This is a genomic window from Streptomyces sp. WM6378 (assembly GCF_001279695.1).
GTDB lineage: Bacteria > Actinomycetota > Actinomycetes > Streptomycetales > Streptomycetaceae > Streptomyces.
In genome coordinates, this window is record NZ_LGDD01000344.1 from 1 (window position 1) to 24342 (window position 24342).

The window sequence follows — 24342 nt, forward strand, 5'->3', positions numbered from 1 at the left end:
GTCACGCTCAGGTCGATGTCCGAGAGGGGCAGGCCCAGGCGGTCGTCCGCCGCCGTGAAGAGGGCTTCGCGCAAGGTGGCCGTCAGCTCCGGCAGCGGGTGGCCGCCCACGGCCGCCAGCTCGGCCGTGATCCGCAGCGGGCCCGGGGGCAGGGCGGTCGGCGGGGGCGGGACCAACGGCTCGATGCGGGATTCGGGGTCGGCCGGGGCGAGCCTCAGCGACGTCACCGCCAACCCCGGCAGCGTCGCCGACGCGGCCCTCAGCACCGATACCGCCGCCCGTTCGGTGATCCACGCGCCATCCCGGACGTCACCCAGGGCGAGCAATCGGCCCAGGCCCAGCCGAAGGCGTACCGCGGAACTCCAACTGTCACCCGTCATTGCTCCAGCCTGCCGCATCGCGGGCGCGAGTCGGGGCAACCGCACTTAATGTGGGCAATGGAGTCCAAGGGCGAAGGGACAGACGGTCATGAGTGACACCGCACAGCGCAACCGGCCCGGCACACCCGCGAACGACCCGCTGGGCGAATCGGCCGAGCAGGCCAAGAAGACGTCCGTCCCCAAGCGTGGCGGCGGCGATCCGGCGGGGCGCGGCCGCACCACGATCGCCGACGGCGTGGTCGAGAAGATCGCCGGGCTCGCCGCCCGCGACGTCATCGGCGTGCACGCCATGGGCAGCGGCTTCTCCCGTACGCTCGGCGCGGTCAGGGACCGGGTGCCCGGCGGCAAATCGGCCGTCACGCGCGGGGTGAAGGCCGAGGTGGGCGAGGTGCAGACCGCGCTCGACCTCGAAATCGTCGTCGACTACGGGGTGTCCATCGCCGAGGTGGCCCGCGACGTGCGGGAGAACGTCATCTCCGCGGTCGAGCGGATGACCGGGCTCGAAGTCGTCGAGGTCAACATCGCGGTGAGCGATGTGAAGCTGCCCGACGAGGAAGACGAAGAGCCGGAGTCCCGGCTTCAATAGGTCACCCGCAGGTCCCCGCAGAGCACGGCTTTCCGTAGATATCGGATCACGTACCGGATCACGTGTCCGACCACGTATCGGACCACATCGGAACTCATCGGACCGAGGAGCTCGGCATGAGCATGGCGGTGGTTGGCTTGATGGCCGGCATGGCACTCGGCTTCGCCGGATACTTCGGCGGCTTCGGGGCCTTCCTGCTGGTGGCGGCACTCGGCGCGATCGGCTTCGTGGTGGGCCGGTTCCTGGAGGGGGACCTCGAACCCGGCGACTTCTTCCGGCCCCGCGACCGCGGCGACCGGCGGCGCTGACCCATGGCGGTGGCCGGACGGATCGAGCCCGCCGAGCGCGGCGCCACCCGGATCGCCGACCGGGTCGTCGCGAAGATCGCCGCACAGGCGGCCAGAGAGGCGCTCGACGAGATCCCCGAGGGCGGCGCCCCGCCCCGCGCCACCGTCACCGTGCACCAGGAATCCGCGCGGGTGCGGGTCAGCGTCGAGCTCGGCTACCCCGGCGATCTCGGCGGCCAGTGCCGCGCCGTGCGTCGCCAAGTCGCCGAGCGGGTAAGGGCGTTGGCGGGGATGGAGGTGCCCGAGGTGGCGGTGCAGATCGAGCGTCTGCACGCGGCGGACGCGGGCGCGGCGGACCGGGGGAGGATCCGATGAGCCAGCCGCACGAAGGCGACGACGGGACGCAGCGCCTGCCCGTGATCGAGCAGAGCCCCGATCCGGCGGCCGCCGCCGGGGCCCCCGGGCTCGACCAGTCGGTCTCGGCCGCCGACTACGACCCCGTGCCCGTTCTCGCGGACGGCGAGGGCGGCAAGGCCGGGCGCTTCTGGTCGGTGCGCCGGGTGCCCGCCGGACTGCTCGCCCTGGTGCTGCTGGCGGCGTCCGGGCTCTTCCTCTACGACATCGCCGCCGTACGCGCCCACCGCTCCGCGATGCGCTGGCGGGTCCGGCTCGCCGACTGGCTGGCGGGGCACCCCGTCGACGACGTGGCGGTGCTCGCGGGCGCGGGCGCCGTGGCGCTGCTCGGCATCTGGCTGATCGTGCTCGCCGTGACCCCGGGCCTGCGCGGCATCCTGCCGATGCGGCGCGAGTCGCCGGCCGTACGCGCCGGGCTCGACCGGGCCGCTGCGGCGCTCGTGCTGCGCGACCGGGCCATGGAGGTGGCCGGCGTCCAGTCGGTCCGGGTCCGCATGGGGCGCACCCGGGTCGTGGTGCGCGCCCTGTCGCACTTCCGTGAACTCGACGACGTACGGGCCGACTTGGACGCGGCGCTGGGCACGGGAATCCGGGAGCTGGGCCTTGCCGGGCCGCCCGGGCTCGCGGTCCATGTGAGCCGCCCGGTACGGAAGGGCTGAGCGATGCTGAGGACGGTCAACCGGGTGGTGCTCGGCCTCGCGGGGCTCGTGCTGTTCCTCGCGGGGGGCGCGGCTCTGGCCGCCGGGTTCGGTCTTGACGTGCCGTCCTGGTGGCCCTGGCGCGGCAAGACCGACGTAGTCCTGAGCCGTTCGCGCCGCGACCACTGGAACGACCAGGGCTGGTGGTGGCCGGTCGTCATCGCCGTACTGGCGCTGCTCGTGCTGCTCGCCCTGTGGTGGCTGCTCGCCCAGCTGCGCCGGGCCCGGCTCGCCGAGGTTCTGGTGGACTCCGGTGACGGGGAGGGGGCGTTGCTGCGGGGGCGGGCGCTGGAGGCGGTGCTCGCCGGCGAGGCGGAGGGGCTTGACGGGGTGTCCCGGGCGCAGGTCGTCCTGGTCGGCCGGCGGTCCGCCCCATCGGCCCGGGTGGAGCTCCTCCTGGAGGCGCATGCGGAGCCTGCGGGGGCGCTGGCCCGGCTTGAGGGGGAGTCGCTTGCGCACGCTCGGGACTCGGCGGGGCTTGCGGAGCTGCCGGCGGAGGTTCGGCTGCGGGCGGTCAAGCATCGGGCGCGGCGCGTGAGTTGACGCTGGGAGCCCTTTCCCCACCCCGCCCCTTCCTCGGACCCTCCGGGGGAGTTCGTTCGGCTGCCGGTTGGCGCTCCTGGGGCTCCGCCCCAGACCCCGTTCGCGCCTGAAGGGCGCTCGTCCTCAAACTCCCCCAAGGCCTCAAGGGCCAGGGGGGACCCCCATGACGGGCTGAGCGCGGGGAACTGCGCGACCGGGCGTGGCGGGGCCCCTCGCAGGGAAGGGCCCCGGCCCTCAGAAGCCGTGTCGCGCACCCCCGTCCACCGGCAGCATCACGCCCGTCAGGTACGACGCCGCCGGTGAAAGCAGGAACGCGGCCGTGCGGCCGAACTCCTCCGGGGTGCCGTAGCGGCGCAGCGGGATGCGGGACTCGTTGGCCGCTCGGGTCGCCTCCGCGTCGCCGGACAGTTCGTCGAGCTGGCGCACCCGGTCCGTGTCGATGCGGGAGGGGAGGAGTCCCACGACGCGGATTCCGCGTGGGCCCAGCTCGTCGGCCAGCGACTTGGCGAAGCCCGCCAGGCCCGGGCGGAGCCCGTTGGAGATGGTCAGGCCGGGGATCGGTTCGTGGACCGAGCCGGACAGGACGAAGCCGATCACGCCGCCCTCGTCGAGTTCGTCGGCTGCCGCGCGGGCGATGCGGACCGCCCCGAGGAACACCGAATCGAAGGCCGACTGCCACTGCTCGTCGGTGTTGTCGGCGACGAAGCCCGGCGCCGGGCCGCCCACGCTGATCAGTACGCCGTCGAAGCGCCCGAAGCGCTCGCGGGCGGTGGCGATCAGCCGCGCCGCCGCTGCCGGGTCGGCGTTGTCGGAGGTGACCGGCAGGGCGTCGGGACCGAGTTCGGTGGCGGCCTCCTTCAGCGTCTTCTCGTCGCGGCCGGTGATGACCACCTTCGCGCCGTCCTCGACGAGCGCGCGGGCGGATGCGAGACCGAGGCCCCGCGAAGCCCCGGTGACGACGTATGCACGGTTCTTCAGTCCAAGATCCATGCGCCTATCCTGCCTCTTCCCCGCACTCCAGCGCGCAGGCGGTCGCGACCAGGCCGATGTGGCTGAACGCCTGTGGGAAGTTGCCGAGCTGGCGCTTCCCCACCGGGTCGTACTCCTCGGCGAGCAGCCCCACGTCGTTGCGCAGGTCCAGGAGCCGCTCGAAGAGTTCCCGGGCCTCGTCCTCGCGGCCGGTCAGGCGCAGCGCGTCCGCCAGCCAGAACGAGCACACCAGGAAGGTGCCTTCGCCGCCGGGCAGCCCGTCCACGGTCGTGCCGTCCGTGCTGTAGCGACGCAGGAAGCCGTTCACGCCGAGCTCCTCGCGCACCGCGTCGACCGTGCCCACCACCCGCGGGTCGTCCGGCGGCAGGAAGCCGACCCGGGGGATGAGCAGGGTCGCCGCGTCCAGCTCCGTCGAGCCGTACGCCTGCGTGAAGGTGTTGCGGACCGGGTCGAAGCCCTTCTCGCACACCTCCTTGTGCACCTCGTCGCGCATCTTGCGCCAGCGCCCGGCGGTGCCGCGCAGCTTCGGGTCGGCCTCCAGGGTGCGCACCGCGCGGTCCGCGGCCACCCACGCCATGACCTTCGAGTGGACGAAGTGCCGGCGCGGCCCGCGCACCTCCCACAGGCCCTCGTCCGGCTCGCGCCAGCGCTCCTCCAGGAAGCCGAGCAGGGCCAGCTGGATGTTCCAGGCGTGCGCCTCGCTCTTGAGGCCCGCCTCGCGCGCCAGGTACAGCGAGTCGACGACCTCGCCGTACACATCGAGCTGGAGCTGGTCGACGGCCGCGTTGCCGATCCGGACCGGAGCAGACCCCAAGTGGCCCTTCAACCAAGGGAGTTCGGTCTCGGGCAGCCTGCGCTCGCCCGCGAGCCCGTACATGATCTGGAGGTCGGCCGGGTCGCCGGCGACGGCGCGAAGGAGCCAGTCCCGCCAGTGCGAGGCCTCCTCCAGATAGCCGGCCGCGAGCAGTGCCTCCAGGGTGAGGGTGGAGTCGCGCAGCCAGCAGTAGCGGTAGTCCCAGTTCCGTACGCCGCCGATCTCCTCGGGCAGCGAGGTGGTGGCGGCGGCCACGATGCCGCCGGTGGGGGCGTAGGTGAGGGCCTTGAGGGTGATCAGGGAGCGGATCACGGCTTCCCGGTAGGGCCCCTGGTACTGGCAGCGGTCCGCCCACTCCTGCCAGTCGGCCACCGACTGCTCAAGTGCCTCGTACGGGTCGCAGAGGTCGGGGCGCGGCCGGTGCGAGGCGTGCCAGGTGAGGACGAAGGCGACCTTCTCCCCCTCGCCGACCGTGAACGACGAGCGCGTACTCATGTCCTGGCCCCACGTCTTGACCTCGGGTTCGCTGCGCAGCCACACCGAGTCGGGCCCCGCGATCGCCACCCGGTGCCCGTCCGAGCGCCGTATCCACGGCACCACATGGCCGTAGTCGAAGCGCAGCCGCAGGACGGAGTCCATCTCGACGGCGCCGCTCAGGCCCTCCACGATGCGGACGACATCGGGGGCCTGGTCGCGCTGCGGCATGAAGTCGACGACCTTCACCGTGCCGGTGCGGGTCTCCCAGAACGTCTCCAGGATGAGCGAGTCGCCCAGATAGGCGCGCCGGTCGCACTGTCCCAAGTGGCCCGCCTCGGCCGGGGCGATCCGCCAGTGGCCGTTGTTCTCGTCGCCGAGCAGCGCCGCGAAGCAGGCGGCGGAGTCGAAGCGGGGCAGGCAGAGCCAGTCGACCGATCCGTCCCGGCCGACCAGGGCCGCGGTCTGCAGATCGCCGATGAGGGCGTAGTCCTCGATGCGCTGAGTACGTTGTGTCACGCCATGGCGTGTTCCCGGCCGGACAAAATGCTAAGCAGCCGCGGGTTCCGGCGCCGCCTGAGGCGCGGCCGCCGCCTCCTCGCGGTCCTGCTTCTCGCGCCGTACGAGGATGAACCAGCCGACCGGCACGGCGGCCGAGAAGAGCCACCATTGAACGGCGTACGCCATGTGCGGGCCGATCGAGCTGTCGTCGGGGGCCGGGATCAGCTCGGGGGAGTCGTCGGGCGACTCGGGGGCGGTCTGCTCGATGTAGCCGCCGAGCACGGTGCGGCCGAGCGCCTTGGCCTGCTGGGCGCTGCTGATCAGCATGACCTGGCGGGGCGGCAGGCCCTTGACGTCCTTGATGCCGCTGGCCGCGGTCGTCTGGTCGGCCATCAGTCGGCCGGTGATCGTGACCTTGCCCTTGGTCGGCGCGGGGATCTTCGGGAAGTCCAGCTGGTTGCCGTTGTCGGCGATCCAGCCCCGGTTGACCATCACGGTCGGGCCGCTGTCCAGGACGAACGGGGTGAGCACGTGGTAGCCGACCCGGCCGTCGGCCGCGGTCCTGCGCCGTACGACGACCTCGTGCGCGGTGTCCCAGGTGCCGGTCGCGCTGACCCGGCGCCAGTAGTCCGACTGCGGGACCGTGTGGCCCGGCGAGGTGAGGTCGGTCACCGGGAGGGGCTTCGCCTTGAGGTTGTCGGCGATCAGGGTGTTCTGGGCGACCTTGTGCTCGTGGCGGTGCAGCTGCCAGAAGCCCAGCTCGATCATCGTGGGGATGAGAGCGAGGGCCAGAAGGGTGACGAGCACCCACTGCCGGGACAACAGGAAGCGGTACACCCCATGACCGTACAACTCGGGTCACGGGGTGCGCTGAGTGGGGTGGCGGGAGGCCGGGTGGGTGGCGGGAGCAGGAGGGGAGTGGGTGGCGGGCGCAGGAGGGGAGAGGTCACACCTTGTCGACGATGCCCACCTTTCCGTCCGCGCGGGCGCAGTGCGCTCCGCAGTACCACGCGCCCTCGACCTCGACGCCCTGGCCGATGATCTGGACCCGGCAGTGTTCGCAGATGGGCGCCATGCGGTGGATGGCGCACGAGAAGCAGTCGAAGACGTGCACCGCGCCCTGCGCGTGCACCTCGAAGGACATCCCGTAGTCGTTTCCGCAGACCTCGCAACGTGCCATGCGCCACAGGGTGAGGGGTGCGCGGCACGCACGGTGGGCGCCGCGCCCGGCACTCACCCGTCTGCCGGTGCCACGTCCCGCAGGAGCTGGGTGAAGGCGGCCTCGTCGACGACCGGCGTGCCGAACGACTTGGCCTTGACGGTCTTGGACGTCGCCGAGTCCGGATCGTTGGTGACGAGGAGGCTGGTGAGGCGCGAGACGCTGGTCGCCACGTGCAGCCCCGCCTCGATCGCCCGGTCCTCCAGGAGCTCGCGGTCGACGGAGGTGTCGCCGGAGAACGCCACCCGCATGCCCTGCTTCAGGGGCCGGTCCGGCTCGTAGCGGCCGGGGTTGGGGTGCGGGCAGGCGGGGCGCTTGCGCGAGGCCCGCCAGGTGCCCGAGCCGCCGCGGTAGGAGGCCTGGTAGCCGATGCGGGGGGTCGCCGGGGAGTCCGTCCACTCGGTGAGCGGGCGGCATTCGAGCAGCGGGAGGCGCACCCCGCCGGCCGCGGCCGCGTGCAGGCTCGGCCGGAACGCCTCGGCGAGCACCCGCGCGTCGTCCAGGGCGTGGTGCGCGCGCTGCTGCACGACGCCGTAGTGTGCGGCGAGCGACTCCAGTTTGTGGTTGGGCAGCGGCAGCGCGAGCTCCTTGGACAGCGCGATGGTGCACAGCCGCTGCTTGACCGGCGCGGTGCGCTCGGCCCGCGCGTACTCGCGCGCGATCATCTGCCAGTCGAAGATCGCGTTGTGCGCGACCAGGACCCGCCCGTCGAGCCGGGCCGCGAACTCCTCGGCGATCTCCGGGAAGAGCGGCGCCCCTTCGAGGACGTCACTGGTCAGCCCGTGGATCCACACCGGGCCCGGGTCGCGCTCGGGGTTGACCAGCGTGTACCAGTGGTCCTCGACGTTGCCCTGGGCGTCCAGCCGGTAGACGGCAGCCGAGATTATCCGGTCGTCGCGGGCGAGGCCGGTGGTCTCCACGTCGACGACCGCGTACCCCGGTGGGTAGGCGGCCGGCCACGTCGCTGCTGTCGTCAGGTCGTCGAGCATGGTCACAGAGAATACGGGGCGACACTGACACTCCGGGCCGGGGCCAGGTGGGCGACCGGGTTCGCGGTGCCGGGCCCCGCCGGTCCGGAGCGGCCAACCGGCCCTGGTGTCGGCCGGTTTGGGGCTGTCGTGGACCCGCTCGGGAGCCACCCCTCCGTGTACCCGGGCCGGGGCCTCACGTGCCGCCCCCGGCCAGCAGCCCCGCCACGAGCGCCCGGACCGACTCCGCGAACAGCCGGTCCTGGTCCACCGGGGCGGCGAGCGCGCGGGCGAGGGACGGGTCCTGCTCGGCCGCCGCGGCGTGCCACAGCTCCTCCTCGGCCGGGCGCTGCACCGGCGCGCGCTCCCGGTTGCGCTCGACCAGGACGTACCCCACCACCTGGAACTGGATCGCCCGCACCGCCTGGGCCGCCCGGGCGCCGCGCAGGCCCGCCGCGTGCATCTCGTGGACCAGGGCCTCCTGTGCGGGCAGGAACATCCGCTCGGTCAGGCCGCGTTCGTGGACCATCGCGATCAGGTGCGGGCGCGCGCGCAGCTCCCGGCGCAGGGTGCGGGCCACCGACACGACGCGGGCGGCCGGGGTGCGCCCGCGCGGTCTGATCTCGCCCAGCTCCTCGACGGTCCGCTCGACGAGCGCGTCCAGGAGCGACTCGCGGTTGCCGACGTGCCAGTAGATCGAGGTGACGGCGGTGCCGAGTTCCGCCGCGAGCCCCCGCATGGTGAGGGCGGCCGGGCCGTGCTGTCTGACCAGGGATCCGGCCGCGGCGAGCACCTCCTCGCGGGTGAGTGACGTACGCGTCATATCTGACTCTCCATCAATTCCGGTGCGTGCGCGGGTCTTTACCCTTCATCGGACGCGGTGTAACTGTGTTACAGAACCCCTGGAAGGGACAGCCTGCCCAGAACAGCCTGCGAAGGGTGGTACGACATGGCACGCGTACGGTACGGGGCGCGCACCGAGGACGAGATCCAGGCGGCGCGCACCGCGAGCTCCAAGCTCCCCGACATCTGGTCGACCGGCGTGGTGGCGGTCTGGGAGAGCGACCCCGACGCGGTCGCGGCCGTGCTGCCGCCGCCGCTCAAGCCCGCGCAGCGCCCGCTGGTGCGGGCCAACATCAGCAAGGTCGACCTGCCCGGCTATCCGCTCGGCGCGGGCTCGGTGGCGGTCGCCGCCGTGCACGACGGGCAGGAGGGCTGGTATCCGCTGGTCATGCCGATGACGCACGAGCGGGCCCTGATCGGCGGGCGCGAGGTGTTCGGCGAGCCGAAGAAGCTCGGCGAGGTCCTCGTCGAGCGCGACGGCCTGGTCGTGAAGGCCTCGCTCGCCCGGCACGGGATCGCGTTCGTGGAGGTGCGGGGCGCCGTCGAGGGCGCGCTGCCGCTGCCGGAGCCGACCCGGAAGACCGACTTCTACTTCAAGTTCCTGCCCGCCGTGGACGGCGAGGGCTTCGACGCCGACCCCGTCCTCGTCCACTGCGTACGCAACGAGAAGGTGCGCAAGCTGGAGAAGATCACCGGCGATGTGGTGCTGCGCGAGTCGATGTACGACCCGGTCGCCGACCTGCCGGTGCGCCGCGTCGTCGAGATCACCATCGGCGAGAAGACCACCGACCAGAAGGGCCGGGTGGCCGAACGGGTCAGCGCGCAGGCCCTGTTGCCGTACATCCACCAGCGCTACGACGACCCCCAGCAGATTCTCGACGGTCCGCCCGAGGGGAGCGTCTGACCATGGAGCTCAGGCAGGGGCAGGTCGCCGTCGTCACGGGTGCGGCGAGCGGGATCGGGCTCGCGATGGCCCGGCGGTTCGCCGCCGAGGGGCTCAGGGTCGTCCTCGCCGACGTCGAGGGGGGCGCCCTGGAGAAGGCCGCCGGGCAACTGCGCGAGGACGGGGCGCAGGTGCTCGCGCGCACCGTCGACGTCAGCGAGCGGGACTCCGTGATCGCGCTCGCGGACGCCGTGTACGAGACCTTCGGCGCCGTGCACGTGCTCTGCAACAACGCGGGCGTCGGCTCCGGCGCCGAGGGCCGCATGTGGGAGCACGAGGTCAACGACTGGAAGTGGGCGTTCGCGGTCAATGTGTGGGGCGTCTTCCACGGCATCCAGGCCTTCGTGCCCCGCATGATCGCGGGCGGCGAGCCCGGCCGGGTCGTCAACACCTCGTCCAGTGACGGCGGGATCGCCCCGCTGCCGACCGCGTCCGTGTACGCCGTCACCAAGTCGGCCGTCGTCACGATGACCGAGTCCCTGTACGCGCATCTGAAGGCGGAGGGCGCGGCGGTGGGCGCCTCGGTGCTCTTCCCCGGGCCGCACATGCTGCGCACCGGACTGTGGGAGTCGCACCGCAACCGGCCCGAGCGGTACGCGAAGGAGCGGCCGCGCAGGACCCCGTACCGCAGCCTCGACCAGTGGGAGGCGGCCATGAAGGCGGCCGGCCAGGAGATCGAGTTCACCCCGGTCGAGTCCGTGGCCGCCGAGGTCGTCGACGGGATCCGCGCCGACCGGTTCTGGATGCTGCCCGCGAGCGGGCACAGCGACCGGCAGATCAGAGCGCGGTCGCAGGCAATGCTCGACCGGGCGAACCCGGCGTACCTGGAAAGCTTCATCCTGGACTGACGAGGGACGTGCGATGACAGCACAGAACACAGCACAGAACACGGCGCAGCACGCGGCGCAGAACGACCCGTACCTGATCATCTCCTCCGACTGCCACGCCGGGCTGCCCACCGAGCGGTACCGGCCCTATCTGGACGCCCGGTTCCACCGGGACTTCGACCAGTTCCTCGCGGGGCGCGACCGACGCCGCGAGGAGATGACCCGGCTCGGCGTGCGCAACGAGGCGTTCGCCGACAAGTGGTTCAGCGACAACGAGGAAGGCCTGCGCGGCGGTTGGGACGCGGCGCAGCGGCTCAAGGAGCTCGACGGGGACGGCGTGGCCGCCGAGGTCGTCTTCCCCGACGCGGACGCCGTCGACAGCCAGACCGCCGCGCCCTTCGGCGTGGGCCTCGGCCTCTCCGGCGACCAGGACCCCGAGCTCGGCATGGCGGGCGCCCAGGCGCACAACCGCTGGCTCGCCGAGTTCGTCGGCCAGAATCCCGAACGGCACTGCGGGGTCGCCCTGCTGCCCGTCACCGGCGAGGTCGACCGGGTGGTCGCCGAGATCCACCGGGCCAAGGAGTCCGGGCTCGGCGCGCTGATGATCCCCTCGATGTGGGTGGACCGCGCCCCCTACCACGACCGCCGCTACGACCCGGTCTGGGCGGCGGCGGCCGAGACCGGGATGCCGCTGGTGACCCATTCGGGCGCGGCCCCGCGCCACGAGTACGGCGACCACCTGGGGATCTATGTGTCCGAGGTGACGTTCTGGCCCGCCCGGCCCCTCTGGTTCCTGCTGTGGTCGGGCGTCTTCGAGCGGCACCCGGGCCTGAAGTTCGGGGTGGCCGAGTCGGGCTGCTGGTGGCTGCCGAACCTGCTGTGGTTCATGGACCGGCTCTACCTCGGCGCGCACGGCGGCAAGAAGCTCTCCCCGTTCGCTGAGCTCAAGCGCCCGCCGAGCGAGTACCTCGACCGGCAGATCTTCATCTGCGCCACCAACACCAAGCGCCGCGAGCTGGCCCAGCGCTACGAGATCGGCGTCGACAACATCCTGTGGGGCTCCGACTTCCCGCACCCGGAAGGGACGTGGCCGAACACCCGCGAGTGGCTGCGCAACACCTTCCACGACATTCCGGTGGCCGAGACCCGGCGGATGCTGGGCCTGGCGGCGGCGGAGGTCTTCGGCTTCGACACGGAGAAGCTCGCGCCGATCGCCCGCCGGATCGGGCCGACCCCCGCCGAACTCGGCCAGAGCGACGACCAGTTGGCGGTCGAGGCGTCCTGGGCGCGCTCGCGCGAGGTGGGCCGGCACTGGCTCACCGAACACGACTTCCCGGTCCTGGGGGTGTCGTCATGACGGACCGCTACACCGTCATCTCGGCGGACTGCCACGCCGGGGCCGACCTCCTGGACTACCGCCCGTACCTGGAGTCCAAGCACCACGAAGCCTTCGACGCGTGGGCGGCGACGTACGTCAACCCGTACGAGGACCTGATGGCGGACACCGCCGACCGCAACTGGAACTCGGGCCGCCGGTTGGCCGATCTTGAGGCGGACGGCATCGTGGCGGAAGTCGTCTTCCCGAACACGATCCCGCCGTTCTTCCCCTCCGCCTCCCTCATGGCGCCCGCGCCCACCCGCGAGGAGTTCGAGCAGCGCTGGGCGGGCCTGCGCGCCCACAACCGCTGGCTGGCCGACTTCTGCGCCGAGGCGCCGGGCCGCCGGGCGGGCGTCGCGCAGATCCTCCTGAACGACGTCGACGAAGCGGTACGGGAGATCCGCCGGGTCAAGGAGGCGGGCCTGACCGGCGGCATCCTGCTGCCGGGCGCGCCGCCGGGCTCGGGCGTCCCCGAGCTCTACTCCGACGTGTACGACCCGATCTGGGCGGCCTGCGCGGACCTGGACGTGCCGGTCAACCACCACGGCGGGTCCGCGTCCCCGCCGCTGGGGGAGGAGCCGGCGGCCCGGGCGGTGTTCATGGTGGAGACGACGTGGTTCGCGCACCGGGCGCTGTGGCACCTGATCTTCGGCGGCGCCTTCAACCGCCACCCGTCCCTCAAGCTCATCCTCACCGAGCAGGGTTCGGGCTGGATCCCCGGCGTCCTCGACATGCTGGACTACTACCACGCCCGCCTGGTGGCGGCCGCGACGAAGGCGTCCACGGCGGAGTCGAAGTTCGGCGCGGGCCTCGCGGAGTCCATGGGCAGGGGCCCGTCCCAGGTCTGGCGGGACAACTGCTTCGTCGGCGCGAGCTTCATGCGTCCGCACGAGGTGCCGCTGCGGGACCGGATCGGCCTCGACAAGATCATGTGGGGCAGCGACTACCCGCACGACGAGGGCACGACCCCGTTCTCCCGGGAGGGGCTGCGGATCGCGTACGCGGGCCTGCCGAGCGACGAGGTCGCGGCCATGGTCGGCGGCAACGCGGCCCGCGTCTACGGCTTCGACCTGCCCTCTCTCGACAAGGTCGCGGCCCGGGTCGGCCCCACCGTGGCGGAGATCGCCGAGCCGCTGAAGGAGATCCCGCCGCAGGCGACGAGCCCGGCGTTCGCGCTGGGTGGGTCGGTGCGCGTGTGGTGAGAGGCGGGGTGAGACCCTCCCCGCATGAGCTCAACCGACCAGCACGACGAAGCGCACAACGGGGCGCTCGGCTCGCGGCTCAACTGGCTGCGGGCCGCGGTCCTGGGCGCCAATGACGGCATCGTGTCCACCGCCGGTCTCGTCGTCGGCGTGGCCGGCGCGACGGACGACCGCTCGGCCCTCCTGACGGCGGGCCTGGCCGGACTGCTCGCCGGTTCCATGTCGATGGCGGCCGGCGAGTACGTCTCCGTCTCCACCCAGCGCGACTCGGAGAAGGCCGCGCTCGCGACGGAACGTCGCGAACTCAAAGAGTTCCCCGAGGCCGAACTGGCCGAGCTCACCGGCCTGTTGGCGGATCGCGGCCTCAGCGAGGAGGTGGCCCGCGAGGCGGCGCTCCAGCTCACCGAACGCGACGCCCTGCGCGCGCACGCCAGCGTCGAGCTGGGCATCGACCCCGACGAACTCACCAACCCCTGGCACGCGGCCTGGGCCAGCTTCTTCGCCTTCACGGCAGGCGCGCTGCTCCCGCTCCTGGCCATCGTGCTGCCCCCGGCCTCCGTCCGCCTGTACGTCACGGTCGGCTCGGTCCTGGCCGCACTGGCCCTGACGGGCTGGTGGAGCGCCCGCCTGGGCGCGGCCCCGGCGAGCCGCGCGATCCTGCGGAACGTGGGCGGGGGTGCGGTGGCCATGGGGGTCACGTACGCGGCGGGGGCGTTGCTCGGGGCGGTGGGGGCGTGACCCCGCGGAGGACCTTCGCGAGGCGGTCCGGCGACGCGGGCGTCGGCAGGGGGCGCACCGGTCCGGCCACCCCATTGGCAGAACTCACCAAAGCCTGCTGACAACACGTCTCGCATACTTGTGGGTAACAACATCTAGCCGGACCTGCCACCCCGCCCCTACGGTGCAGGCATGTCGCCGAACCTGCCCGATGTCGTGCTGTGGTCGATACCCGCCTTCGTGCTGCTCACCGTCATCGAGATGGTGAGCTACCGGCTCCATCCGGACGAGGACGCCGCCGGGTACGAGACGAAGGACGCCGCCACCAGCGTCGGCATGGGCCTGGGCAGTCTGGTCTTCGACGCGTTGTGGAAGATTCCGATCGTCGCCATCTATACGGCGGTCTACGCGCTGACCCCGCTCGCGATCCCGGTCCTGTGGTGGACGGTGCCGCTGATGCTGCTCGGGCAGGACTTCTTCTACTACTGGTCACACCGCGGCCACCACGTGATCCGGATCCTGTGGGCCTGCCACGTGGTGCACCACTCCAGCCGCAAGTTCAACCTCACCACCGCGCTGCGCCAGCCCTGGACGAGCTGGACCGTGTGGCCCTTCTACGTGCCGCTCATCGCGCTCGGCGTGCACCCGGCAGTCCTCGCGTTCTGCTCGTCGGCGAACCTCGTCTACCAGTTCTGGGTGCACACCGAGCGGGTCGACAAGCTGCCCCGCCCGTTCGAGTTCGTCTTCAACACGCCCTCACACCACCGGGTGCACCACGCCTCCCAGGGCGGCTACCTCGACCGGAACTTCGGCGGCATCCTGATCATCTGGGACCGGATGTTCGGCTCGTTCACGGCCGAGACCGAGCGGCCCGTGTTCGGCCTCACCAAGAACATCTCCACCTTCAACCCGCTGCGCGTCGCCACCCACGAGTACGCCGCCATCGCCCGCGACGTACGCGCCGCCCGCACCTGGCGGGAGCGGGCCGGGCGGGTCTTCCGCGGCCCGGGCTGGCAGCCGCAGCCCCCGGTGGCGACGGCCGCCGGGCCCGCCGCCGTGGCGGAGCGCGCCGCATGACGCAGCCCGGCGCGGACGCCGTCCCGCGCGGGCTGACCGCGAAGGCCGCCACGGTCCCCCCGCTCCTGATCGCCTTCGGCCTCGCCGCGGCCGTCGATCTGGTCTCCCTCCTCGCGGGCTGGCACACCGGGCACCTCGTCGCCAAGCCGCTGCTCATGCCGCTGCTCGCCGGGCACGTGTACGCGCGGGGCGGGCCCCGGCTGCTCATCGCGGCGCTGCTGTGCGGCTGGGGCGGCGACGTGTTCCTGCTCTCCGGCGCCGATGCCGCGTTCCTGCTCGGCATGGGCTGCTTCGCCGCCGGGCACGTCTGCTACCTCGTGCTGTTCGGGCGCGGCAGGACGCATGCCGGGCTCGGTGCCGCGTACGGGATCGCGCTGGTCGGGACCGTCGCCGCGCTCTGGCCGGACCTGCCGGGCGGGCTGCGGATCCCGGTCGCCGGATACAGCCTGCTGCTCACCGCGATGGCCTACCGCTCATCGCGGCTCGGGCCGCTCGTCGGCCTCGGCGGGGCAATGTTCCTGCTCTCCGACACCCTCATCGCCACCGGCGTCGCCGACTGGCCGCAGCCGCCGCGCCCCGACTTCTGCGTCATGCTGACCTATCTCGCCGCGCAGGCACTTCTCGCACAGGCGTACCGTGAGGAGTCCCGTACCACCCCCTGACCGGCAAGGACCAGCAGCATGCGCGCCACCGTCATCCACGCCCCCCACGACATCCGGGTGGAGGAGGTGCCGGACCCGAAGGTCCAGGTGTCCACCGACGCGGTCGTCCGCGTCCTGCGGGCCTGCATCTGCGGCAGCGACCTGTGGGCCTACCGCGGCGAGTCCGCCCGGCAGCCCGGGCAGCGCATCGGGCACGAGTTCCTCGGCATCGTCGAGGAGGCCGGCCCCGAGGTGCGCGGGTTCAGCAAGGGCGACCTGGTCGTCGCGCCCTTCGTCTGGTCGGACGGCACCTGCGACTTCTGCTCGGAGGGCCTGACCACCTCCTGCCCGCAGGGCGGGTTCTGGGGCTCGGTCGGCTCCGACGGCGGCCAGGGCGAGGCCGTACGTGTTCCGTTCGCGGACGGCACCCTCGTCAAGCTGCCCGCCGACGCCGCATCCGACGACCACCTGCTGACCGCGCTCCTCGCGCTGTCCGACGTCATGGGCACCGGCCACCACGCGGCCGTCGGCGCGGGCGTCACGCGCGGCTCGACCGTCGCCGTCGTCGGTGACGGCGCCGTCGGCCTGTGCGGGGTGCTCGCCGCCAAGCGGCTCGGCGCGGAGCGCATCATCGCGCTCGGCCGCCACCAGGTCCGTACCGACATCGCGAAGCTCTTCGGCGCCACCGACGTCGTCGCCGAGCGCGGCGAGGCGGCCGTCGCCGCGGTGCGCGAGCTGACCCGCGGCCAGGGCGCGCACTCGGTCATCGAGGCCGTCGGCACCGAGCAGTCCATGCGCACCGCCGTCGAGATCACCCGCGACGGCGGCGCCATCGGCTACGTCGGCGTCCCGCACGGCTCCGGCACCGGCCTCGACCTCGGCGTCATGTTCGACCGCAACATCGCGCTGCGCGGCGGCGTCGCCCCCGTGCGCACCTACATCCCCGAGCTGCTCGCCGACGTGCTCGACGGCACCATCGACCCGTCCCCGGTCTTCGACCTCACGGTCGGCATCGAGGGCGTGCCGGGCGGCTACCAGGCGATGGACGACCGCACCGCGCTCAAGGTCCTCGTCAAGCCGTAGTACGTATGCCGAAGGGGCCGCCCGCAGAACGGACGGCCCCCTCAACTCCCTCGCTACTTCACGGCGTTGAGGGCATTGGTAATGCCCACACCGTAGAAGCCGTTGTAGAACGTGCCGCCCTGGCAGACCGCGTCCGCCTTGCCGTCACCGTCGATGTCGTACGGCGTCGTGCACGGCGTCCGGTCCGCCTGCAGCGCGAGCAGCGCCTTGATCTGAGCCGCCGAGGCGTGCGGGTGCTGCGACTTCAGCAGGGCCGCCACACCCACCACATGGGGCGTCGCCATCGACGTACCGGCCATGTAGGCCCAGGTGCCGCCCGGGACCGGGCCCAGGATCAGGCCGCTGGTGGCCGGGGCCTGCGGCGGCTGGTAGGCGGTCGAGTCGCCGCCCGGGGCCGCGATGTCGATCACGCCGAGGCCGTAGTTGGAGAACGACGACTTGAGGCCCTTGGCGCCGGTCGAGGCGACCGTCACCACGCCGGGCAGCTGGGTCGGGATGTCCAGGCACTCACGCGGGTTGATCACCCGGCTGCCCGGAGTCGTGTCGTTGGGGCTCGAAGGGTCGGTGAGGGAGTCGGCCGCGAAGTCGTTGTTCTCGTTGCCGGCGGCCGCCACGTTGACCGTGCCCTTGGACTCGGCGTACTTCGACGCCCGGGTGATCGCGTCGACCAGCGCCTTCTGGTCGGGGTCGTTCTTGCAGTTGAAGTACCAGGGGTCGGTGTAATAGCTGTTGTTCGTCACGTCGATGTGGTGCTCGGCCGCCCACACGAAACCGCAGACCACGGCCTCCGTGTAGAAGAAGCTGCCGCCCTGCGTCGACACCTTGATGGCCGCGACCTTCACGCCGGGCGCGACCCCGGTGATGCCGACGCCGTTCTTGGCGCCCGCGATCTCACCCGCCACATGGGTGCCGTGCGGGGAGCCGCCGGTGGTGAACGGGCGCCAGGCGCCGTCCGTGGTGTCCGGCTTGCCGGTGATGCAGCTGACCGACTTGGCGCGGTCGAAGTTGGGCGCGATGTCGGGGTGGGTGTCGTCGACACCGGTGTCGATCACGCCGACGGTGACCTTGGAGCTGCCCAGCGTCTTCTCGTGCGCCTTGTCCGCCTTGATCGCCTTCAGGTCCCACTGGAGCGGCTCAAGGGGATCCTCACCCGGCGCGGCCTTCGCGGACGCGGCCTTCAGGTCCTCGGCGGTGAGCTTCTTCGGCATGCCCACATCGGTGGTGGACTGCGCGGGCAGCGGAGCCGTCCGCGTCGCACCCGCCGAATCGACGCCCTTGACCTCGCGGATCGTCTTCGCGAAGTCCGCGTTGGCGGAGTGCACGACGAGCACGCCGATCTGGTCGTACGCCTGGAGCACCGAGCCGCCCGCATCGGCGACGGCTCTCTGCACCCGGGCCGAATTCCCGTGCCCGGGGCGGATGTTGACGATGTAGCTCAGCTCGGGCCCGGCCGTCTGCGCGGCCTTCGCGCTCGACGGACCGATGCCGAAGGAAGCGGCCGAAGCCGTGCCGGGAAGCAGCGCCAGAGCGGCGGCGGTGGCCAGGCCCGCCGAGGCGGCGACGGCGCGGCGCGTACGGGAGATGTGCAACGGCATGGGGTCTCCATGGGGTTGGCGGAACTCTCGATGCGTACGTAGGTGAAGAACCCGGGAAGGGCGAGGACAACTGCTCCGGCACCGGAACCGCCCGGGGCATTGAGCAGTGAAGCTATCGCCGATCATCTCGACGGATCAACGTTTTGTGCCGAGTCCGCGAAGAAAGTCGCGTACTCGACCCGGCGGGCGCGCGGAACGCGCCACGCGCCGGCAGGGGATGCGCCACGGAGAAAAAACGGCCGGACTGAACCGAGACGCCCCGCGCTCCGTGCCGTTGTCAGGGGGACCGCATCCAGCCCCACAGCGAGGACCCCTATGTCCGAACTTTCCGTTCCCGCCGCATCCGCATCGCGAGGAGATTCCGTGGCCACCGACGCGCCGCCGCCCGAAGCCGGGACGGACCCCCGTCCCGCCCAGCCCAGCACCGAGGCGTTCACCGCGGTGCAGCAGAGCGCGGAGTTCGGCGAGCTCCGCCGCGCGCACCGCTCGTTCGCCTTCCCGCTGACCATCGGCTTCATCGTCTGGTACCTGCTGTACGTGCTGCTGTCCAACTACGCGGGCGGCTTCATGGGCACCAAGCTCATCGGCAACATCAACGTGGCCTTCGTCTTCGGCCTCGCCCAGTTCCTGACCACGTTCCTCATCGCCTGGTTCTACTCGCGGCACGCCGCCGCGAAGCTCGACCCCAAGGCCGAGGCCATCAAGTCCCGCATGGAGGCCGACGCATGAGCCCCGCCCTCGTTCCTCTCGCCGCCTCCGCGACCACCGAGCACCGGCCGCTGATCATCACCCTGTTCGCGGTGTTCGTCGCCGCGACCCTTGCCATCACCGTCTGGGCCGGCCGGCAGACCAAGAACGCCTCCGACTTCTACGCGGGCGGCCGCCAGTTCACCGCCTTCCAGAACGGCCTCGCCGTCTCCGGCGACTACATGTCGGCCGCGTCGTTCCTCGGCATCGCCGGAGCCATCGCGCTGTTCGGCTACGACGGCTTCCTGTACTCCATCGGCTTCCTGGTCGCCTGGCTGGTGGCGCTCCTCCTGGTCGCCGAGCCGCTGCGCAACTCCGGCCGCTACACGATGGGCGACGTGCTCGCCTACCGGATGCGCCAGCGCCCGGTCCGCACCGCGGCCGGCGCCTCCACCATCGTCGTCTCGATCTTCTACCTGCTCGCGCAGATGGCCGGCGCGGGCGTGCTCGTCTCCCTGCTGCTCGGCATCACCACCGACGCGGGCAAGATCCTCATCGTCGCCCTGGTCGGCGTCCTGATGATCGTGTACGTCACCATCGGCGGCATGAAGGGCACCACCTGGGTCCAGATGGTCAAGGCGGTGCTGCTCATCGCGGGCGCGATCCTGATGACCTTCCTGGTGCTGCTGAAGTTCCACTTCAACGTCTCCGACCTGCTCGGCACGGCCGCCGAGAAGAGCGGCAAGGGCTCGGCCTTCCTGGAACCCGGCCTGAAGTACGGAGCGAACGGCACCTCCAAGCTCGACTTCATCTCGCTCGGCATCGCGCTGGTCCTCGGCACCGCGGGCCTGCCGCACATCCTGATCCGCTTCTACACGGTGCCCACCGCGAAGGCCGCCCGAAAGTCCGTGAACTGGGCGATCGGCATCATCGGCGCCTTCTACCTGATGACGATCGCGCTCGGCTTCGGCGCGGCCGCGCTCGTCGGACCCGCCGCCATCAAGGCGCAGAACCCGGCGGGCAACACCGCGGCCCCGCAGCTCGCCGAGTACCTGGGCGGCGGCGTCGGCACCACGGGCGGGGCGACGCTGCTCGCGGTGATCTCGGCGGTCGCCTTCGCGACCATCCTGGCCGTCGTCGCCGGCCTCACCCTCGCCTCGTCCTCCTCCTTCGCGCACGACATCTACGCCAACGTCATCCGCAAGGGGAAGGCGACCGAGAAGGAGGAGATGGGGGCCGCCCGCTGGGCCACCGTCTTCATCGGCGCGATCGCGATCGTGCTCGGCGCCTTCGCCCGCGACATGAACGTGGCCGGTCTGGTCGCGCTCGCCTTCGCGGTCGCCGCCTCGGCGAACCTGCCGACCATCCTGTACAGCCTGTTCTGGAAACGCTTCACCACCCAGGGCGCGCTGTGGTCGATCTACGGCGGCCTGTTCAGCTCGGTGTTCCTGGTGCTGTTCTCGCCCGTCGTCTCCGGCAACCCGAAGACGTCGATGTTCAAGGGCGTCGACTTCCACTGGTTCCCGCTGGAGAACCCGGGCCTGATCTCCATCCCGCTCGGCTTCCTGCTCGGCTGGATCGGATCGCTCCTGTCCAAGGAGGAGCCCGACGCCGGCAAGTACGCCGAGCTGGAGGTCAAGTCCCTCACGGGCGTCGGCGCCCACTGACGTACATCCGCACCGCCCATGGCCGAGGCCGTGTCGTAGAGTCCTACGACACGGCCTCGCTGCACCTCGTGACAATCGGCCCCTCCAGTTGTCGGACGCAACGCGTAGGCTCGGGTGTATACGCATTCGACGGATGTGCGACTGACCTTCGACGGACAGGGGAGGGGGCCCACAGTGCTCATCGACACCTACGGCCGAGTGGCCACTGACCTGCGTGTCTCACTCACCGACCGGTGCAATCTGCGGTGCACGTACTGCATGCCGGAAGAGGGTCTGCAGTGGCTGGCCAAGCCCGATCTGCTGACCGACGACGAGATCGTCCGCCTCATCCGCATCGCCGTCACCGACCTCGGTGTGAATGAGGTCCGCTTCACCGGCGGCGAGCCGCTCCTGCGCCCGGGCCTGGTCGGGATCGTCGAGCGCTGCGCCGCCCTGGAGCCGCGTCCCAAGATGTCGATCACCACCAACGGCATCGGCCTCAAGCGCACCGCGACCGCCCTGAAGGCGGCCGGTCTCGACCGCGTCAACGTCTCCCTTGACACCCTGCGGCCCGACGTTTTCAAGACACTGACCCGCCGCGACCGCCACAAGGACGTCATCGAGGGCATGGAGGCCGCCCGCGAGGCAGGCCTCACCCCGGTCAAGGTCAACGCCGTCCTGATGCCGGGCCTCAACGACGACGAGGCCCCCGACCTGCTCGCCTGGGCCGTCGAGCACGACTACGAGCTCCGCTTCATCGAGCAGATGCCGCTCGACGCCCAGCACGGCTGGAAGCGCGACGGCATGATCACCGCCGGCGACATCCTGGAATCGCTGCGTACGCGCTTCACGCTCGCCCCCGAGGGCGACGACGAGCGGGGCTCCGCGCCCGCCGAGCGCTGGTTGGTCGACGGCGGCCCGCACACCGTGGGCGTCATCGCCTCGGTGACCCGCCCGTTCTGCCGGGCCTGCGACCGCACCCGGCTGACCGCCGACGGCCAGGTGCGCACCTGCCTGTTCGCCCGCGAGGAGTCCGACCTGCGCGCGGCCCTGCGCTCGGACGCCGGTGACGAGGAGATCGCCCGGCTGTGGAAGCTGGCGATGTGGGGAAAGAAGGCCGGTTCCGGTCTGGACGACCCCTCGTTCCTGCAGCCCGACCGCCCGATGTCAGCGATCGGCGGCTGAGCCGGCCGACTCCCACTCGGCGAGCGTCACGACATCCTTCAAGAAGCCCCGTACGCCCAGGAATTGGGAGAGGTGCTCGCGGTGCTCGTCGCAGGCGAGCCACGTCTTGCGCCGCTCCGGCGTGTGGATCTTCGGGTTGTTCCAGGCCAGGACCCACACGGCGGCGGCACGGCAGCCCTTGGCGGAACAGCTGGGGGTCTCGTCAGTCGTCTCGTCACTCACAGAGACATTGTCCGTCATGCGACCCCGTACAAAAGGCGACGCCGAGCAGCCACGGGGGGAGCTGCCCGGCGTCGGTCCGTCGCTCCGACGGGGGATGCGGAGCGCCTACGAAGTATGTCATGGGGGACCCGGTGTGGTGCACCGGAACTTCATGATTGATCTGAGGTTTTCCTGAGCTTCGCGGACGGTGACGGATCAGCCTTGTTCGCGTGAAGGCCACTCCTGGTCACCGGCCGTGGGTTCCGTGGGGGATTCCGCCGAGCCGCCCGTCGGGGCCGCGCCCAGCGCCGGCCGGCTCGGGGCGGGGATGAAGGTGGAGGGCAGCGAAGTCACGTTCTCCCGGCCCGCGTTGGCGAACACGACCGCCACATAGGGCAACAGCGCGCCGAGCACCAGCGTCACGATGGCGACAGGACGCTCGATGTTCCACAGCACCGCGGTCAGCACCACCGAAACGGTGCGGATCGACATGGAGATCACATACCGGCGCTGCCTGCCGCGGACGTCCTCGGCGAGCCCCTGACGGGCCCCGGTGATCCGGAAGACCTGGCCGCTGCGCTGCTTCCGCATCACGTTCCACCACCCGAGTTCCACGGCGGGCTCTCCCCGGCCCGCACCTTTATCACCGTACGCCCGGGCTCCGCCGGGTTCGAGACCGGGGCGGCTCTTACCTGCGCGGATGCCGCAGTGCGTACCACGTAGGGAGGTGTCCGACATGCGCCGTACGGAGTACGGGCTGACACTGGCTGAACCTGCTCACGTCGAGCCGTACTAGGAGGCAGCCATGGGCTGGTTGTGGGCCATCATCGTGGGATTCGTGCTCGGTCTCATCGCCAAGGCGATCATTCCCGGCAAGCAGCACAGTCCGCTCTGGTTGACCACCATCTTCGGCATCATCGGCGGCATCGTGGGCAACTCGATCGCCCGGGCGATCGGGATCGCCGAGACCAAGGGCATCGACTGGGGCCGGCACGGCCTGCAGGTCGCGGCCGCCGTCGTCATCGTCTTCCTCGGCGACATGCTGTACATGGCGCTGCGCGGCAACAAACAGCGTGCCTGACGGGCAGGACGAAGGGGCGGTCCCGCAGCGGAACCGCCCCTTCGTACGTGTGCGAGCCTCAGGCGCCGGTGACCTCGACGGCCGCCAGGTTCTTCTTGCCCCGGCGCAGCACCAGCCAGCGCCCGTGCAGGAGCTCCTCCGCCGTGGCCACCGCGTCCTCGGCGGTCACCTTCACGTTGTTCACGTAGGCGCCGCCCTCCTTCACGGTGCGGCGGGCGGCCGACTTGCTGGCGACCAGGCCGACCTCGGCGAACAGGTCGGTGACCAGGCCGAGTTCGGACACCTGGGCGTGCGGCAGCTCGGACAGGGCGGCGGCCAGCGTCGACTCGTCCAGCTCGGTGAGCTCGCCCTGGCCGAACAGCGCCTTGGACGCGGCGATCACGGCCGCGCACTGGTCGGCGCCGTGGACCAGAGTGGTCAGCTCCTCGGCGAGCGCGCGCTGCGCGGCCCGGGCCTGCGGCCGCTCCTCGGTGAGCTTCTCCAGCTCCTCGATCTCCTCGCGGGACTTGAAGCTGAAGATCCGCAGGAACTTCGAGACGTCCCGGTCGTCCGCGTTCAGCCAGAACTGGTAGAAGGCGTACGGCGTGGTCTTCTCGGGGTCGAGCCAGACCGTGCCGGACTCCGTCTTGCCGAACTTGGTGCCGTCCGCCTTGGTGATCAGCGGCGTGGCCAGCGCGTGCACGTCGGCGTCGGGCTCGACCCGGTGGATCAGGTCGGTGCCCGCCGTGAGGTTGCCCCACTGGTCGCTGCCGCCGGTCTGCAGCGTGCAGCCGTACCGCCGGTTCAGCTCCAGGAAGTCCATGCCCTGGAGGATCTGGTAGCTGAACTCGGTGTAGCTGATGCCCGCGTCGGAGTTGAGCCGCCGCGAGACGGCCTCCTTCGCGATCATCTTGTTGACCCGGAAGTACTTGCCGACGTCCCGCAGGAAGTCGATGGCCGACAGGCCCGACGTCCAGTCCAGGTTGTTGACCATCGTCGCGGCGTGCGGGCCCTCGAAGTCGAGGAACCGCTCGATCTGGCCGCGCAGCCGCTCGACCCAGCCCGCCACGACCTCCGGCGCGTTCAGCGTGCGCTCCGAGTTCGGCTTCGGGTCGCCGATCAGGCCGGTGGCGCCGCCGACCAGGCCCAGCGGCCGGTTCCCCGCGAGCTGGATCCGGCGCATCGTGAGGATCTGCACCAGGTTGCCGAGGTGCAGGCTGGGCGCGGTCGGGTCGAAGCCGCAATAGAACGTGACGGGACCGTCCGCGAACGCCTTGCGCAATGCGTCCTCGTCAGTGGAGAGGGCGATCAGCCCACGCCACTGCAGTTCGTCGACGATGTCCGTCACGGGTCTCTTGTCTCCTTCAGACGTGCTTACTGACA

General features: G+C 71.4%; 27 protein-coding genes and 1 pseudogene. 17 read left to right on the forward strand and 11 right to left on the reverse strand.

The features are described from left to right. Window positions 1-380 (reverse strand): annotated as a pseudogene (locus ADK54_RS39720) (nucleopolyhedrovirus P10 family protein); the annotation flags it as partial. Window positions 381-468: 88 nt separating this feature from the next. Between ADK54_RS39720 and ADK54_RS39725 the strand changes: the two are divergent. The 5 genes from ADK54_RS39725 (at window position 469) to amaP (ending at window position 2908) form a co-directional block, all read left to right on the forward strand. After that, window positions 469-966, forward strand: a complete 498-nt coding sequence (locus ADK54_RS39725; protein ID WP_053730724.1) for an Asp23/Gls24 family envelope stress response protein — start codon at window positions 469-471, stop codon at window positions 964-966. 116 nt (window positions 967-1082) lie between these two features. After that, entirely contained in the window at window positions 1083-1274 is a 192-nt protein-coding gene (locus tag ADK54_RS39730; RefSeq protein WP_053730757.1) for a hypothetical protein, read from the forward strand. Between the two features lie 3 nt (window positions 1275-1277). Further along, on the forward strand, window positions 1278-1628 hold the full coding sequence (locus tag ADK54_RS39735; RefSeq protein ID WP_053730725.1) for an iron-sulfur cluster assembly protein: 351 nt from the start codon (window positions 1278-1280) through the stop codon (window positions 1626-1628). Next, a complete protein-coding gene (locus tag ADK54_RS39740) occupies window positions 1625-2326 on the forward strand; it encodes a DUF6286 domain-containing protein (RefSeq protein WP_053730726.1) in 702 nt (233 codons plus the stop codon). Before ADK54_RS39735 ends, ADK54_RS39740 begins: the two co-directional genes overlap by 4 nt. 3 nt (window positions 2327-2329) lie before the next feature. Continuing rightward, on the forward strand, window positions 2330-2908 hold the full coding sequence (amaP, locus tag ADK54_RS39745; RefSeq protein ID WP_053730727.1) for an alkaline shock response membrane anchor protein AmaP: 579 nt from the start codon (window positions 2330-2332) through the stop codon (window positions 2906-2908). 234 nt (window positions 2909-3142) lie between these two features. Here the strand turns inward: amaP and ADK54_RS39750 are convergent, their stop codons facing one another. The 6 genes from ADK54_RS39750 to ADK54_RS39775 form a co-directional block, all read right to left on the reverse strand. Then, window positions 3143-3898, reverse strand: a complete 756-nt coding sequence (locus ADK54_RS39750; RefSeq protein WP_053730728.1) for an SDR family oxidoreductase — start codon at window positions 3896-3898, stop codon at window positions 3143-3145. 4 nt (window positions 3899-3902) lie between these two features. Next, window positions 3903-5705, reverse strand: a complete 1803-nt coding sequence (locus tag ADK54_RS39755; RefSeq protein ID WP_053730729.1) for a glycoside hydrolase family 15 protein — start codon at window positions 5703-5705, stop codon at window positions 3903-3905. 30 nt (window positions 5706-5735) lie between these two features. Then, window positions 5736-6524 carry an SURF1 family protein gene (locus ADK54_RS39760; protein WP_053730730.1) on the reverse strand — a complete coding sequence of 263 codons (789 nt, stop codon included), beginning with the start codon at window positions 6522-6524 and terminating at the stop codon, window positions 5736-5738. A 109-nt stretch (window positions 6525-6633) separates the two neighbouring features. After that, on the reverse strand, window positions 6634-6867 hold the full coding sequence (locus ADK54_RS39765; RefSeq protein WP_078967008.1) for a hypothetical protein: 234 nt from the start codon (window positions 6865-6867) through the stop codon (window positions 6634-6636). A gap of 53 nt (window positions 6868-6920) precedes the next feature. Beyond that, the gene (locus tag ADK54_RS39770; RefSeq protein ID WP_053730732.1) at window positions 6921-7901 is read right to left on the reverse strand and encodes a DEDDh family exonuclease; all 981 of its coding nucleotides are present in this window, start codon (window positions 7899-7901) and stop codon (window positions 6921-6923) included. A 169-nt stretch (window positions 7902-8070) separates the two neighbouring features. Further along, window positions 8071-8697, reverse strand: a complete 627-nt coding sequence (locus ADK54_RS39775) for a TetR/AcrR family transcriptional regulator (protein WP_053730733.1) — start codon at window positions 8695-8697, stop codon at window positions 8071-8073. A gap of 126 nt (window positions 8698-8823) precedes the next feature. Between ADK54_RS39775 and ADK54_RS39780 the strand changes: the two genes are divergently transcribed. From ADK54_RS39780 to ADK54_RS39815, 8 genes are all read left to right on the forward strand, one after another. After that, the gene (locus ADK54_RS39780; protein WP_053730734.1) at window positions 8824-9621 is read left to right on the forward strand and encodes an acetoacetate decarboxylase family protein; all 798 of its coding nucleotides are present in this window, start codon (window positions 8824-8826) and stop codon (window positions 9619-9621) included. Between the two features lie 2 nt (window positions 9622-9623). Beyond that, window positions 9624-10508 (forward strand): SDR family NAD(P)-dependent oxidoreductase, encoded by an 885-nt coding sequence (locus ADK54_RS39785; RefSeq protein ID WP_053730735.1) that lies wholly within the window; start codon window positions 9624-9626, stop codon window positions 10506-10508. 13 nt (window positions 10509-10521) lie between these two features. Further along, entirely contained in the window at window positions 10522-11844 is a 1323-nt protein-coding gene (locus ADK54_RS39790; protein ID WP_053730736.1) for an amidohydrolase family protein, read from the forward strand. After that, window positions 11841-13067 (forward strand): amidohydrolase family protein, encoded by a 1227-nt coding sequence (locus tag ADK54_RS39795; protein WP_053730737.1) that lies wholly within the window; start codon window positions 11841-11843, stop codon window positions 13065-13067. The genes ADK54_RS39790 and ADK54_RS39795 overlap by 4 nt, the downstream gene beginning before the upstream one ends. Window positions 13068-13091: 24 nt before the next feature. Next, window positions 13092-13805: a VIT1/CCC1 transporter family protein gene (locus ADK54_RS39800; RefSeq protein ID WP_053730738.1), complete on the forward strand. Its 714-nt coding sequence runs from the start codon at window positions 13092-13094 to the stop codon at window positions 13803-13805. A 171-nt stretch (window positions 13806-13976) separates the two neighbouring features. Further along, window positions 13977-14861 carry a sterol desaturase family protein gene (locus tag ADK54_RS39805; protein ID WP_053730739.1) on the forward strand — a complete coding sequence of 295 codons (885 nt, stop codon included), beginning with the start codon at window positions 13977-13979 and terminating at the stop codon, window positions 14859-14861. Then, the gene (locus ADK54_RS39810; protein ID WP_078967009.1) at window positions 14858-15523 is read left to right on the forward strand and encodes a lysoplasmalogenase; all 666 of its coding nucleotides are present in this window, start codon (window positions 14858-14860) and stop codon (window positions 15521-15523) included. Before ADK54_RS39805 ends, ADK54_RS39810 begins: the two co-directional genes overlap by 4 nt. A gap of 18 nt (window positions 15524-15541) precedes the next feature. Next, entirely contained in the window at window positions 15542-16585 is a 1044-nt protein-coding gene (locus ADK54_RS39815; protein WP_053730740.1) for a zinc-dependent alcohol dehydrogenase family protein, read from the forward strand. A gap of 53 nt (window positions 16586-16638) precedes the next feature. On the opposite strand, the gene ADK54_RS39820 is transcribed toward ADK54_RS39815, so the two are convergent. Next, on the reverse strand, window positions 16639-18180 hold the full coding sequence (locus ADK54_RS39820; RefSeq protein ID WP_053730741.1) for a S8 family peptidase: 1542 nt from the start codon (window positions 18178-18180) through the stop codon (window positions 16639-16641). A gap of 363 nt (window positions 18181-18543) precedes the next feature. Between ADK54_RS39820 and ADK54_RS39825 the strand changes: the two genes are divergently transcribed. The 3 genes from ADK54_RS39825 to moaA all read left to right on the forward strand — a co-directional run bounded on the left by ADK54_RS39825 (window position 18544) and on the right by moaA (window position 21698). Further along, a complete protein-coding gene (locus ADK54_RS39825) occupies window positions 18544-18909 on the forward strand; it encodes a DUF485 domain-containing protein (RefSeq protein WP_053730742.1) in 366 nt (121 codons plus the stop codon). Continuing rightward, window positions 18906-20534: a cation acetate symporter gene (locus ADK54_RS39830; RefSeq protein ID WP_053730743.1), complete on the forward strand. Its 1629-nt coding sequence runs from the start codon at window positions 18906-18908 to the stop codon at window positions 20532-20534. The genes ADK54_RS39825 and ADK54_RS39830 overlap by 4 nt, the downstream gene beginning before the upstream one ends. Window positions 20535-20708: 174 nt before the next feature. Continuing rightward, window positions 20709-21698 (forward strand): GTP 3',8-cyclase MoaA, encoded by a 990-nt coding sequence (moaA, locus tag ADK54_RS39835; protein WP_053730744.1) that lies wholly within the window; start codon window positions 20709-20711, stop codon window positions 21696-21698. Here moaA and ADK54_RS39840 read toward each other — a convergent pair. Together ADK54_RS39840 and ADK54_RS39845 are read right to left on the reverse strand one after the other, a co-directional pair. Then, a complete protein-coding gene (locus ADK54_RS39840) occupies window positions 21681-21920 on the reverse strand; it encodes a hypothetical protein (protein WP_234392404.1) in 240 nt (79 codons plus the stop codon). The genes moaA and ADK54_RS39840 overlap by 18 nt on opposite strands. Window positions 21921-22115: 195 nt before the next feature. Next, window positions 22116-22490, reverse strand: coding sequence for a DUF3099 domain-containing protein (locus ADK54_RS39845; RefSeq protein WP_053730759.1), 375 nt, complete (start codon window positions 22488-22490; stop codon window positions 22116-22118). A 214-nt stretch (window positions 22491-22704) separates the two neighbouring features. Here ADK54_RS39845 and ADK54_RS39850 point away from each other — a divergent pair, with 214 nt between their 5' ends. Next, window positions 22705-22980, forward strand: a complete 276-nt coding sequence (locus tag ADK54_RS39850) for a GlsB/YeaQ/YmgE family stress response membrane protein (RefSeq protein ID WP_053730746.1) — start codon at window positions 22705-22707, stop codon at window positions 22978-22980. Window positions 22981-23038: 58 nt separating this feature from the next. Here ADK54_RS39850 and tyrS read toward each other — a convergent pair whose 3' ends face one another. After that, window positions 23039-24307 carry a tyrosine--tRNA ligase gene (gene tyrS / locus ADK54_RS39855; RefSeq protein WP_053730747.1) on the reverse strand — a complete coding sequence of 423 codons (1269 nt, stop codon included), beginning with the start codon at window positions 24305-24307 and terminating at the stop codon, window positions 23039-23041. Between the last annotated feature and the right edge of the window lie 35 nt (window positions 24308-24342).

What these genes read in the sequence shown, in the direction of transcription:
- ADK54_RS39725 (WP_053730724.1), top strand. Translation starts at nt 469, where the DNA reads ATGAGTGACACCGCACAGCGCAACCGGCCCGGCACACCCGCGAACGAC.
- ADK54_RS39740 (WP_053730726.1), top strand. Translation starts at nt 1,625, where the DNA reads ATGAGCCAGCCGCACGAAGGCGACGACGGGACGCAGCGCCTGCCCGTG.
- ADK54_RS39795 (WP_053730737.1), top strand. Translation starts at nt 11,841, where the DNA reads ATGACGGACCGCTACACCGTCATCTCGGCGGACTGCCACGCCGGGGCC.
- ADK54_RS39750 (WP_053730728.1), bottom strand. Translation starts at nt 3,898, where the DNA reads ATGGATCTTGGACTGAAGAACCGTGCATACGTCGTCACCGGGGCTTCG.
- ADK54_RS39775 (WP_053730733.1), bottom strand. Translation starts at nt 8,697, where the DNA reads ATGACGCGTACGTCACTCACCCGCGAGGAGGTGCTCGCCGCGGCCGGA.
- ADK54_RS39780 (WP_053730734.1), top strand. Translation starts at nt 8,824, where the DNA reads ATGGCACGCGTACGGTACGGGGCGCGCACCGAGGACGAGATCCAGGCG.
- ADK54_RS39820 (WP_053730741.1), bottom strand. Translation starts at nt 18,180, where the DNA reads ATGCCGTTGCACATCTCCCGTACGCGCCGCGCCGTCGCCGCCTCGGCG.
- ADK54_RS39850 (WP_053730746.1), top strand. Translation starts at nt 22,705, where the DNA reads ATGGGCTGGTTGTGGGCCATCATCGTGGGATTCGTGCTCGGTCTCATC.
- ADK54_RS39790 (WP_053730736.1), top strand. Translation starts at nt 10,522, where the DNA reads ATGACAGCACAGAACACAGCACAGAACACGGCGCAGCACGCGGCGCAG.
- ADK54_RS39830 (WP_053730743.1), top strand. Translation starts at nt 18,906, where the DNA reads ATGAGCCCCGCCCTCGTTCCTCTCGCCGCCTCCGCGACCACCGAGCAC.
- ADK54_RS39845 (WP_053730759.1), bottom strand. Translation starts at nt 22,490, where the DNA reads ATGCGGAAGCAGCGCAGCGGCCAGGTCTTCCGGATCACCGGGGCCCGT.
- ADK54_RS39765 (WP_078967008.1), bottom strand. Translation starts at nt 6,867, where the DNA reads ATGGCACGTTGCGAGGTCTGCGGAAACGACTACGGGATGTCCTTCGAG.
- ADK54_RS39735 (WP_053730725.1), top strand. Translation starts at nt 1,278, where the DNA reads ATGGCGGTGGCCGGACGGATCGAGCCCGCCGAGCGCGGCGCCACCCGG.
- amaP (WP_053730727.1), top strand. Translation starts at nt 2,330, where the DNA reads ATGCTGAGGACGGTCAACCGGGTGGTGCTCGGCCTCGCGGGGCTCGTG.
- ADK54_RS39810 (WP_078967009.1), top strand. Translation starts at nt 14,858, where the DNA reads ATGACGCAGCCCGGCGCGGACGCCGTCCCGCGCGGGCTGACCGCGAAG.
- ADK54_RS39730 (WP_053730757.1), top strand. Translation starts at nt 1,083, where the DNA reads ATGAGCATGGCGGTGGTTGGCTTGATGGCCGGCATGGCACTCGGCTTC.
- ADK54_RS39815 (WP_053730740.1), top strand. Translation starts at nt 15,542, where the DNA reads ATGCGCGCCACCGTCATCCACGCCCCCCACGACATCCGGGTGGAGGAG.
- ADK54_RS39785 (WP_053730735.1), top strand. Translation starts at nt 9,624, where the DNA reads ATGGAGCTCAGGCAGGGGCAGGTCGCCGTCGTCACGGGTGCGGCGAGC.
- ADK54_RS39800 (WP_053730738.1), top strand. Translation starts at nt 13,092, where the DNA reads ATGAGCTCAACCGACCAGCACGACGAAGCGCACAACGGGGCGCTCGGC.
- ADK54_RS39805 (WP_053730739.1), top strand. Translation starts at nt 13,977, where the DNA reads ATGTCGCCGAACCTGCCCGATGTCGTGCTGTGGTCGATACCCGCCTTC.